Annotated in this window: 11 protein-coding genes; 6 read left to right on the top strand and 5 right to left on the bottom strand. The window is 64.6% G+C overall.

What is annotated here, in order from left to right:
- The first annotated feature begins 1 nt into the window (after position 1).
- The 6 genes from ACOYW5_RS19265 (at position 2) to ACOYW5_RS19290 (ending at position 6,371) form a co-directional block, all read left to right on the top strand.
- Positions 2–889, top strand: coding sequence for a carbohydrate ABC transporter permease (locus ACOYW5_RS19265; protein ID WP_423066501.1), 888 nt, complete (start codon positions 2–4; stop codon positions 887–889).
- Positions 890–963: 74 nt separating this feature from the next.
- A complete protein-coding gene (locus tag ACOYW5_RS19270; protein ID WP_423066502.1) occupies positions 964–2,118 on the top strand; it encodes an enolase C-terminal domain-like protein in 1,155 nt (384 codons plus the stop codon).
- A 47-nt stretch (positions 2,119–2,165) separates the two neighbouring features.
- Entirely contained in the window at positions 2,166–3,416 is a 1,251-nt protein-coding gene (locus ACOYW5_RS19275; protein ID WP_423066503.1) for an extracellular solute-binding protein, read from the top strand.
- Positions 3,417–3,478: 62 nt separating this feature from the next.
- Positions 3,479–4,435, top strand: a complete 957-nt coding sequence (locus ACOYW5_RS19280) for a carbohydrate ABC transporter permease (RefSeq protein ID WP_423066504.1) — start codon at positions 3,479–3,481, stop codon at positions 4,433–4,435.
- Positions 4,436–4,439: 4 nt separating this feature from the next.
- Entirely contained in the window at positions 4,440–5,288 is an 849-nt protein-coding gene (locus tag ACOYW5_RS19285) for a carbohydrate ABC transporter permease (RefSeq protein WP_423066505.1), read from the top strand.
- 6 nt (positions 5,289–5,294) lie between these two features.
- Positions 5,295–6,371 (top strand): ABC transporter ATP-binding protein, encoded by a 1,077-nt coding sequence (locus ACOYW5_RS19290; RefSeq protein ID WP_423066506.1) that lies wholly within the window; start codon positions 5,295–5,297, stop codon positions 6,369–6,371.
- A gap of 1 nt (position 6,372) precedes the next feature.
- Here the strand turns inward: ACOYW5_RS19290 and ACOYW5_RS19295 are convergent, their stop codons facing one another.
- The 5 genes from ACOYW5_RS19295 to ACOYW5_RS19315 are packed head-to-tail and all read right to left on the bottom strand — an operon-like array spanning position 6,373 to position 11,040.
- On the bottom strand, positions 6,373–6,816 hold the full coding sequence (locus ACOYW5_RS19295; RefSeq protein ID WP_423066507.1) for a MaoC/PaaZ C-terminal domain-containing protein: 444 nt from the start codon (positions 6,814–6,816) through the stop codon (positions 6,373–6,375).
- Positions 6,816–7,910 carry an extracellular solute-binding protein gene (locus tag ACOYW5_RS19300; protein WP_423069503.1) on the bottom strand — a complete coding sequence of 365 codons (1,095 nt, stop codon included), beginning with the start codon at positions 7,908–7,910 and terminating at the stop codon, positions 6,816–6,818. Before ACOYW5_RS19300 ends, ACOYW5_RS19295 begins: the two co-directional genes overlap by 1 nt.
- Before the next feature lie 14 nt (positions 7,911–7,924).
- Positions 7,925–9,073 (bottom strand): CaiB/BaiF CoA transferase family protein, encoded by a 1,149-nt coding sequence (locus tag ACOYW5_RS19305; protein ID WP_423066508.1) that lies wholly within the window; start codon positions 9,071–9,073, stop codon positions 7,925–7,927.
- A complete protein-coding gene (locus ACOYW5_RS19310) occupies positions 9,070–10,164 on the bottom strand; it encodes a Gfo/Idh/MocA family protein (protein ID WP_423066509.1) in 1,095 nt (364 codons plus the stop codon). Before ACOYW5_RS19310 ends, ACOYW5_RS19305 begins: the two co-directional genes overlap by 4 nt.
- 51 nt (positions 10,165–10,215) lie before the next feature.
- A complete protein-coding gene (locus tag ACOYW5_RS19315) occupies positions 10,216–11,040 on the bottom strand; it encodes an amidohydrolase family protein (RefSeq protein WP_423066510.1) in 825 nt (274 codons plus the stop codon).
- Positions 11,041–11,165 lie beyond the last annotated feature (125 nt).

Consider the following 11,165-nt stretch of genomic DNA (forward strand, 5'->3'; position numbering starts at 1 on the left):
GATGAGCACCAGACGCGCCCCGTTGCGCCTTAATCCTGGCCGGTTCGTCGTCTTCGCGACGCTGGCCTTCGCGGTGTGCTTTTACGGCATTCCGCTGCTGTGGCTGTTCATTGCCGGGACGCGGTCGGAGGCGTCGCTGCTGACCCAGCCGCCGTTCGCTCTCGGTGATTGGGACTCGTTCGTCCGCACGTGGACGAACCTCACCACGTACAACAATTTCCAGATCCTCACCTGGACGGTGAACTCGCTGATCTATGTAGTGGGCGGCGTGCTGCTGTCGCTCGTTGCCTGCATTCCGGCGGGCTACGCGCTGGCCGCCTCGGAGTTTCCGGGTCGCAGGCTCATGCTCATCCTGACGCTGATCGCGATGATCACGCCTTCGACGGCGGTGGTGCTGCCGATCTTTCTCGAGCTCAACATGCTGGGCCTCAGCAACACCTATGCGGGGCTGATCCTTGCTTCTGGTTTCTTCCCGTTCGGCGTCTACCTCACCTATGTCTACTTCTCGACCTCTTTGCCTAAGGGCGTGATGGACTCGGCCCGGGTCGATGGCGCCAACCGGTTCGAGCTGTTCAGCCGCATCGCGCTGCCGCTGGCGAAGCCGATCGTCGCGCTCGTGGCGTTCTTCAGCTTCCTCGGCATCTGGTCGAACTACTTCCTCGCCTTCGTGCTGCTCAGCGACGACAAGCTCTACAACCTGCCGGTGGGGCTGACGGCGCTGGTCTCGGGATCGGGGGCGCTTTCGAATCTTCCGTCCAACGATGTGCCGATCAAGAAGCCGGAGGTGGTGCTTGCCGCCATCCTCGTGGTGCTGCCGGTGCTGCTGATTTTCATGGCCGCACAGCGGTTCGTGCGCTCCGGCATGCTGTCGGGCGCGGAGAAGGGTTAGCGGCCTCGGGCGGACCTGGCGAAGCCAAGTCCTGCCTGGAGGGCCGCCAAGAGTTCTGTTTTTGGGAGACACACATGAAGATCACGGGCTTTACGGGTTGGCTGGTCGAGGCTGAGCCCGGGCCGAAGTTCATCTGGCGCGATGGGTTGCCGGGCTCGCACGGCGATATCCCGCGCGGGTCGAAGCCGCATAATGCGATCATCCGGATGGAGACCGATTCCGGGCTCTATGGCGCGGTCGAAGTCAACCGCGGTGAGGCGGTGCTCGACCTGGTGCGGCGGCGCTACCACGAGTTCATCGGCGAGAACCCACTGCTGACCGAGCGGCTGTGGCGGCTGATCTGGGAGATCGACCGGGTCGAGGAAATCCACATGCGCTCGCTCGGCATTCTCGACATCCTCGCCTGGGACGTGAAATCGCAGCACGCCAAGATGCCGATCTATCAGATGCTGGGCGGGGACGACCGCGTCGTGCCGGCCTATGCCTCGACGGTCACCTGGCCGACGATGGATGAGTACGAGCGCTACATCAAGATGAGCCGCGATGTCGGCTTCAAGGCATTCAAGCTGCACGCCTGGGGCGGGCCGGTGAAGCGCGATATCGAGTTGTGCAAGAACCTCAGAAAATGGGTCGGTCCGGATGCGGACCTGATGTTCGACGGCTCGGCCGGCTGGGACTATGTCAACGCGCTCGAGTTCGGCAAGGCGATTCAGGACCTGGGGTTCCTCTGGTACGAGGAGCCGATGCGCGAGTTCCACCTCGGGGCCTATACCAAGCTCTGCGAGAAGCTCGATATCCCGATCCTCGCGGCTGAAACCTCGGATGGCGTCCATGGCAACATGGCGACCTGGATCGAGGCCAAGGCGCTCGACATGACGCGCGTCTCCTCCTTCTACAAGGGCGGCTTTACCGGCTCGATGAAGGTGGCGCATCTCTCGGAAAGCCACGGCATGCGGGCGCAGGTGCACGGCATGGGGCTCGAAAACGCCCAGATCTGTGCGGCAATCTCGAACAACGATTATTACGAGCAGCTCGTGATGAACGAGGAGCAGATCAAGGGGCTGGATAAGCTCGGGCCGCTCTCGATCGTCGACGGTAACCTGACGGTCAGCGACGAGCCGGGGCTCGGCTACCAGTTCGACTTCAAGAAGCTCGACGAGAAAGCGATCGGAAAGGTCGAAGTCAAGGAGCGAATTAATCCGCCTGCTACATTAGTACCATGGCACTGATATATCAGATTAAGGTATTGAACGATCAAACTTTGGGAGGAGTTGAGATGACTAAGCTCGATAGACGTTCCGTGCTGAAGCTGGGTGGCGGCGCTCTGGCGGCGTCGGCCCTGTTGCCCAAGGCCGCGTTCGCGCAGTCGACGGCGATCAACTACTGGCACACTTTCACCAGCCAGTCCGAGTTCGCCGGGCTCGACGAGGTGATGAAGCTGTTTGCAGCCGCGCATCCCGAGGTGGCGGTAACGCAGGAGAACATCCCCAACCCCGAGTTCATGGCCAAGGTGACCGCGGCCGTGGTGTCGGGGAGCCGGCCGGACGTGACCATGGTCTCGTCCGAGCGTTTCGCCGACCTGCTCGCCATGGGTGCGCTCAACGATCTCACCGACCGGATCGCGGCCTGGGACCGCCGTTCGGACTTCGACGACGTGCGTTTCGCCTCGATCACCAAGGAGGGCAAGGTCTATGGTGTGCCGGCCTTCACGTTCGTCGACTGGATGTATTACCGCAAGGACTGGTTCGACGAAGCCGGCCTCGCGCCGCCGACCACCTATGCCGAGTTCCGCGACGCCGCGATCAAGCTGACCGATCCGGCCAAGGGGCGCTTCGGCTTCGGCATGCGCGGCGGTGCCGGCGGCCAGGCCTTCGTGATCAACGTGATGGAAGGCTTCGGCGCCAAGCTGATGCACGAGGACGGCTCGATCAGCCTCGACCGCGACAAGGCCATCGAAGCCATCGACTGGTGGGCAGGTCTGCTCACCAAGGACGGCGCGGTGCCGCCCAGCGCGCCCAATGACGGCTTCCGCCAGATCATGGAAGCCTTCCAGACCGGTCAGACCGCCATGCTGTGGCATCACACCGGCTCGTTCCAGGACAATGCTAAGCTCCTGAAGGCCGGCGAGCAGTTCGCCACGGCGGCCATCCCGGCCGGCCCGGTGAACCGCGTGTCCCGCCTCGGCTACGCCTACAACACTTCGACCAAGCCCGAGACGATCGATGCCAGCTGGGAGTGGATCAAGTTCTGGGGCGAGCCCGACGCGGCCGTCGCCTTCCTCGAAAAGACCGGCTATTTCCCGGCTTCGACCAAGGCGGCGCAGGACGAGCGCATCATCGGCAACCCGCTCTACAAGCCGGCGGCCGACACGCTGCGCTTCGGCATCCCGCAGCCGAGCTTCCCGGGCTTTGCCGGTTGGTCGGAGAGCGTCGTGCTCCCCGCCTTCCAGCGTGTCCTGATCAAGGAAGCAACGCCCGAGCAGGCGGTCGACGAGATCATCGACGGTCTCAACCAGGCCATCGCCTGATCCCGCATACCGGCGGCCGGTGCATCCGGCCGCCGCCCCCTATGCAATACCGATGAGGCCGCATGACCGCGAACCTTGGCACGACCCTGCCACCGCCGCGTACGGCATGGGACCGCTACAACCCCGTCCGCCTGATCGGCGAGTTGAGCGAGACGCGGTACTGGATGTACCTGCTGCTGCTGCCGAGCGCGCTGCTGATCTGCGCGGTGGTGATCTATCCCACCCTTTATGGCATGCAGATGAGCTTTCGCGAGATGCGGCTCAACCGGCCGGACCTCGGTACCGACTGGGTCGGGTTCAAGCACTATCAGCGCATGCTCAGGGACCCGATCTTCTGGGTATCGCTGCGCAATACGGCGGTCTGGGTGACCTCGGCAATTGCGCTCGAATTCCTGATCGGCCTCATTGCCGCGCTGGCGCTGAACCGGAACCTGCCGGGATCGAAGGTGCTGGCGGTGCTGATCCTGCTCCCGTATTTCCTGCCCAACGTGGTCGCCGGCCATATATGGGCGCTGATGCTCGATCCGCGGCTCGGGGTGATCAACGACCTCTTGATGAAGGTTGGGCTGCTCGACGGCTACAAGGCCTGGTTCGCCGACCCCTCGACCGCCATGGCGGCGGCGATCGTGGTCGAGGCCTGGCACAGTTTCCCCTTCTTCACGCTGCTGCTGCTGGCCGGGCTCAAGGGCATTCCGACCGACCTCTACAAGGCGGCCGATATCGACGGCGCCGGGCCGTTCGCCCAGTTGCGGCTGATCACGCTGCCGATGCTGCGCACGGTGGTCGCGGCGGCGGTGATCCTGCGTGTCATCGGCCTCGTCAACTCGCCGGACCTGCTGCTGATCCTCACCAGCGGCGGACCCGGGCGCTCGACGCAGGTGCTCAGCCTCTATGCGTTCCAGACCGCCTACAAGGACTTCAACTTCGGCTATGCGGGCGCGCTCTCGGTGGTGATGTTCGTCCTTCTGATGGGCTTTGCTTGGGCCTATGTGAAGCTCTCCAAAGTGAACGAGGACTGACGCCATGGCACAGCAGACCCGCTCCGGCAGCAAACTCCTCTGGGACATCGTCAGCTATATCGTGCTGATCGGCCTCGCGATCGTCTGCATTGGGCCGATCGTCTGGACCTTCCTCACCTCGCTCAAATACGAGGAGGACATCGTCACGCGGACGATGCACTACATCCCGCCGCGCATCACGTTCGAGAACTACGTCAAGCTCTGGAACCAGTCGGGCTATCCGGTGCTGGTGATCAACAGCCTGATCGTCACCTCGGTCACGGTGATGCTGTGCCTCCTGACGGGGACGATCGCCGCCTACGCGTTCAGCCGTTTCCAGTTCAAGGGCCGGACGCAGATGATGCTCGGGTACCTCGTCGTCCGCATGTTCCCGGCGGTGCTGATGATCATTCCGCTGTTCATCATCATGCGGCAGGTCGGGCTGCTCGACTCCACCCTCGGTCTCGCGATTGCCTACACGAGCTTCCTGCTCCCGCTGTTCGTCTGGATGCTGAAAGGCTTCTTCGACGCGGCGCCCAAGGAGCTCGAGAGTGCGGCGCGCATCGACGGCACTACCCGCATCGGCGCCATGTTCATGGTGGTGATCCCGATCGCGCGGAATGGGCTGCTCGCCACCTGCGTGTTCGTCGCCATCGCGGCATGGAACGAGTTCCTGTTCGCGCTGATGCTGACGACGAGCCAGGGCTCCCGCACCTGGCCGGTGGGCCTGCAACTGATGGTCGGCGAATTCCAGTTGCCTTGGGGCATGCTGGCGGCCGGCGGCATGATTTCCATTCTCCCCGTCATCGTGCTGTTTGCCATCGTGCAGCGCGCGATGGTCGCCGGCCTAACGGCCGGTGCAGTCAAAGGTTAGGCGACCATGGCAACGCTCTCGATCAACTCTGTCCGCAAGAGCTTTGGCGCCGTCGAGGTGCTGAATAATATCGACATCAAGGTCGAGGACGGCGGCTTCCTCGTGCTGCTCGGACCATCCGGCTGCGGCAAGTCCACGCTGCTCGCGATCATCGCCGGGCTTGAGACGAGTTCTGGCGGCGACATCGTGATCGGGGAACGCAACGTCAACGACGTGCATCCCAAGGACCGCAACATCGCCATGGTGTTCCAGAGCTACGCGCTCTACCCCACCATGTCGGTGCGCCGGAACATCGGTTTCGGCCTCGAGATGCGAAAGGTCGACACCAAGGAACGCGATGCCGCGGTGGACCGTGCGGCCGACCTCTTGCAGATCAGGCACCTGCTCGACCGCAAGCCCGGGCAGCTATCGGGCGGCCAGCGCCAGCGCGTCGCCATGGGGCGCGCCATCGTGCGCAACCCGGAGCTGTTCCTGTTCGACGAACCGCTCTCCAACCTCGATGCGAAGCTTCGCGTCGAGATGCGCACCGAGATCAAGCGGCTGCATGACCGGCTGGGCACCACCACTGTCTACGTGACGCACGACCAGGTCGAGGCGCTGACGCTCGGCACGCAAGTCGCGGTGATGAAGGGCGGAGTGATCCAGCAGCTCGCCGACCCCGAGACGATCTATACCAAACCGGCCAACATGTTCGTCGCCGGCTTCATCGGCTCGCCGACGATGAATTTTCTGCGCGGGACGCTGGAAGCGGCTGAAGGGGGGGTGCAGCTCCGCCATGCCAATGGTGTGCTGGCGCTGCCGGGGATCGAGCAGGATGCTTCGGCCTATGTCGGGCGGGAAGTGGTCGCGGGCATCCGGCCGGAAACGCTGCATGGCGGCGAGGGCGCGGCGACGCTGACCGGCATCGTCGATGTGGTGGAACCGACCGGGCCGGACACGATGGTGGTGGTCAAGATCGGCGAGCAGTTGCTGACCGCGCGCCTCGGGCCCAAGCACCGGCCGAAGCCTGGCGACACGCTGAAGCTCGGCGTCGATGCCGCCTCGATCAACCTCTACGACCCGGTGACGGAAGAGCGCATCTAGCTCAGCCCCGGCGCTGCGCCAGGTAGATGTGCTGGCACGCCAGCACAGTTTCGCCGCGCTGGTTGATCACCCGCACTTCCTCGGTGATGCGGCCGTATTGGGGGCGCTTGGGGTCATCGTCCAACGCGCTGATGGTCAGCTCGGTGTGGATGGTGTCGCCGATGAAGACGGGCTTGGGGAAGCGCAGGCGTTCGTAGCCGTAGGTGAAGGCGAGCGGATTGATTTCCGTGGCGGTGAGGCCGATGCCGATGGCGAAAGTCATGGTGCCGTGGGCGATGCGCTGGCCGAACTCGGAGGCCTTCATGAACTCGGCGTCCATGTGGTGGGGGAAGAAATCCCCCGTGTGGCCGGCGTGGACGACGAAATCGGTTTCGGTGACGGTGCGGCCGGTGGTCTTTCTCACGTCGCCGACGACGTAGTCCTCGAAGTGGCGCGGGCGTTCCATCAGAAGCTCTCCCGGTAGAGGCGATCGACGTCGGCGAGGATGGTCGCGGCAGCTTCGCGGTTGATCAGGCCGGCATTGAGGCGCTTGGAGGCGGCATCCTGGAAGGCCATGTAGCCGTTGTGGCGCGGGCGGACATAGGCGCCTTCGAGGGTTTTCCGCGTATCGCGATAGAAGTTGCCGGCAGCGGCGTTGACCGCATCGTCTTCCCAGGCGGCAGCGTGGCCGGGCTGGCCGCCGGAGGTGGCATAGAGGCCGCGCTGCACGTCGGCGGAGGCGACCCAATAGGCGTAGTCGATGGCCGCGTCGCGGTGCCTGGAGAACGCTGAGATGGCGATGCCGGTGCCCCCGAGGGCGGAGCCTTTTGCACCGGGCAGGGGGATATCGGCGAAGGTCAGCTGGTGCGGCCGGAAGCCCTCGACGGCGTAGCTGACATAGCCATAGCCGAGCGGCATGAGCGCGACTTTGGCGTCGTTGCGCGCCATCGCTTCGGAGGCGGCGATGGGGTCCATGGCGAAGTTCGACGGCTCGATGTAGGCGGCGACTTCGGCGATCATCTCGATGGCGCGGGTGCCGGTGGCGGTCTCGACCAGAGGGCCGTTTTCGACCGAGCAGGGGTGGCCCAAGTTCGCCGTGAGGGTGAAGAAGCTCATCATCGAATGCGGGGCGAGGAGCGGGAAGGTGACGTGACCGTCTTTGGCCAGCGCGACGACGCCGTCCCAGTCCTTGGGGGTTTCGACGAGATCGGCGCGGTAGGCCATCACCTGCGTGGCGGCATCGATGGGGAAGGCCCATTGGTGGCCGGCATATTCGTAGCTCGGGTAGGAGCGGCCGACTGAGCCCCCGGCCAGAGCCTCTCGCTCAGCTTCGCGGCCGGGAATGTCGAGGGGAGTAAGGCAGCCTTCGGAGACGACCTGGCCGACATGCGGATGATCGATGACGATCAGGTCGTACTGGCGGGCCAGTTCCTCGACGGGGAAGGACTCGAAATCCTGGAGGCTCCGTTTGTCCCAATCGATGCTGACGCCGGTCTTGTCGGCCCAGGCGTTGGCGGTGGCTACCATCGGGTCATAGCCTCGCGGGTGGCTCCAGGTCATGCCCTTGAGGGTGGTCACAGATCGAACTCCTTGCGGATGGCGGCGCTCTGCTCGCCGATAAGGGGGGCAGCTCGGTGGGTCTGGGTGCGCTGGCCGTCGATGCGGAGCGGCGAGCGGGTGGTGAGGATGGAGACGCCGTCGTCGCGGGTGACGGTCTGCAGCATGTCGAGGGCCTTGAAGCCTTCGCTCTCCATCAACTCGGGCCACTCGAGCACTTTAGCGCACCAGATGTCGGCGGGCTCGAGGATCGCGAGCCACTCCGCGGTTGCCTTGGTGGCGAGCCGTTCGGCGATGATGCGCTTGATCTCGTCGCGGGCGCTGAACCAGCTCTTGGGATCGGTGGCGTAGCCGTCGAGGGCCGCCAGTTTGAGCAGGTCGCGGATCCTGCCGAGCGGGGTCATGGCGAGGGCGAGCCAACCATCGGCGGTCGGGTAGACGCCATAGGGGGCGGAGAGATAGGCGTGGGCGGAGCGGAAGCCGGAGCGCTTGGGCGTGCGCCGGCCGTCGTTGAGATGCGTGGTCAGCACCTCGAACTGGAAGTCGATCAGGGCTTCGAGGAGGCTGGTCTCGACATGGGCGCCCTTGCCGGTGCGCCCTTTCTGGACGAGGGCGGCGAGGATGCCCTGCGCCACGGCGGCGCCGGCCAGCATGTCGGCAATGGCGAGGCCGAAGGGGACCGGGCCCTGGTCGTGGTCGCCGTTGAGCCACATGACGCCGGAACGGGCCTGGGCCAACAGGTCCTGGCCCGGACGCTGCACCCACGGACCTTCGTCGCCATAACCTGTTATGGAGGCGTAGACGATGCCGGGATTGATGGCTTTGACGCTATCGTAGTCGAGGCCGAGGCGTTCGATGACGCCGGGGCGGAAGTTCTGGAGGGTGACGTCGGCCTTAGCCAGAAGCTTCCGCAGCGCAGCGATATCGGCCGGGCTCTTCAGGTCGAGCGCGAGGCTCTCCTTACTGCGGTTGATGGCATGGAAAATGGTGCTGTCGCCGCCGATTTCGGTGTCGCTGAGATAGAGGCGGCGGCTGAGGTCGCCGCCATCGGGGCGCTCGATCTTGATGACGCGGGCGCCGAGATCCTGCAGGCGCAGCGAGGCATAGGGGCCGGAGAGGAACTGGCAGAGATCGACGACGAGAACGCCATCGAGTGGGAGGGTCATGGTGCGGCTCTCACGGGGGTAGCGGGTTTGGTGGCGGATTCGAAGGCGGCTTCGGCGAGGGCCATGGTGTGCCACGCGTCTTCGACGGAAGTGACAAGCACGGCGTCCTCGCCGGCGGCGTAGCGCTGGAGGTTGCTCATGGTGCCGATGAAGGCGTGCGGGAACCACTTTCCCTCTAGGGGGACCTGGGTCCAGTCGTCGCCCTTGCGGGTGATCCAGAGTTCGTCCGGCTCGCCTTCGGGGTAGTTGAGCAGCAGGCCGAGTTTTACGAGGGCGGCGCCTTCGGTGCCTTCGAACCGAAAGCTCGCGTCCTGGAATCGACGGCCGAAATCGTGGTTGTGGTTGATCGAGAAGGTGACGCGCTGGTCGGGGGCGAAGTCGAACAGGGCCGAGGTGCGGGTCTGGGCGAGATCCGTGCCGGGGTGGCCGAGGGTGCGGGCGTGGACGCCGGTCGGGTTGCCGAGGAAGGCGCGGATGGTGTCGAGGTAGTGGATCGAGTGCACGGCGATCTCGACGCGCAGCATGCCCTTGAGGAAGGGGAAGAGGTGCCAGGGGGTGACGAGGTTGAGGTGGACTTCGACATCGATCAAGCGGCCGAGCCAGCCGCGTTCCAGTGTATCGGCGACCGCCAGCATCATGGGTGAGAAGCGGAGCTGGAAGTTGACGGCGGCTTTGAGATGCTTGTCGCGGCAGAGGTTCAGGATGGCGGTGGCTTCGGCGAGATCGCGGCCCATCGGCTTTTGCAGCAGGACTGCGGCGCCCTCCGGGAGTTTGGGCAGCACGTCGAGATGAGCGCCGGGCGGAAGCGCCAGATCGTAGACGACGGCGGGCGTGGCGATAGCTGCTTCGAGGGTGGTGAAGGCGGGGATGCCCCATTTTTCCGCCACTGTCCGAGCTCGATCGGGATTGAGGTCGAAGATGCCGGCGACCGGGAAGTCGGCGAGGCGGTAGGCGGGCAGATGGGCATCGTTGACGATACCGCCGGCGCCGATGACGACGATCGGCTTCGGCACGGACGGTCGCGGCCAACTCTGGCGCAGCGCTCCAACATCGATGCTCAAGTTGCCTCCCCCGACCGTTCGCGCGGTCATTCTTATATGAATGGTTCTTTCACATATAGATCAGGCTGTCACGCTGATAGATCAGAGGCGGTAGAGGCGCTCGGCGTTGCGGTGGAAGAGTTTGGCTTGCTCATCGGGGCTCGCGCCGCCTACGATTTCCTTGAGTGCGGTGACCCAGCGGGTGAGGTCGGCGGTGAGGGTCAGCACCGGATAGTCCGAGCCGAAGACGACGCGGTCCCAGCCGAAACTGTCGATGATGTGTTCGACGTAGGGGCGGAGGTCGTCGACGGTCCAGTTCGGGTCGGCATAGGCGACGATGCCGGAGATCTTGGCGGCGACGTTGGGGAGTTCGGCGAGCTTCTTGATATTGTCGCGCCAAGGGTCGATGGCGTTGCCGGCGACATCGGGCACGCCGCAGTGATCGAGGATGAACTGGGTGTCCGGGCACTTGGCAACGAGCTCACCACCCACCGGCAGTTGGCGGGCCAGCACGCAAAGGTCGAAGGGGAGATTCCTGCTGCCGAGGAGGCGGAGGTTTTCGGCGAAGAGCGGGGACTGGCTCAACTCGTCGGGCGAGGTGTGGAGGATGCGGCGGAATGCCTTGACGCCGGGGATGGCGGCGAGGCGGTCGAGATAGGCGGGGAAATCCGGGCTCTCCGGACGGCAGGCGGCGATGGCGCCGGCGATCTTCGGGTGGGCGCCGAGGACGAAGCGGGTTTCGGCTTCCATATCGCTCTCGGCGACATCAACCTCCATGTGGAGGGCGGCTTCGATGCCGAGCTTTTCGGCCTCGGTGAAATAGGCTTCGGCATGCCAGTCGCGGTTGAGGGCGCCGGCGCCAGCGAGCCAAGGGTAGGTGAAGCGGTCCATGAAGACCAGGTGTAGGTGCGTATCGACGATGCGCATGTTGTCCCCTCAAGATTAACCGGTGCCGGACCATAGTGGGATGCCGCAGAAGCGGCCATAACGCGTTCGTCGACAGCCAGTTAGGCCAGTTCGTGAACAGGACGCCCTATTGTCGCCGCATAGTG

The sequence above is a fragment of the Devosia sp. CN2-171 genome, assembly GCF_049354815.1.
GTDB lineage: Bacteria > Pseudomonadota > Alphaproteobacteria > Rhizobiales > Devosiaceae > Devosia_A.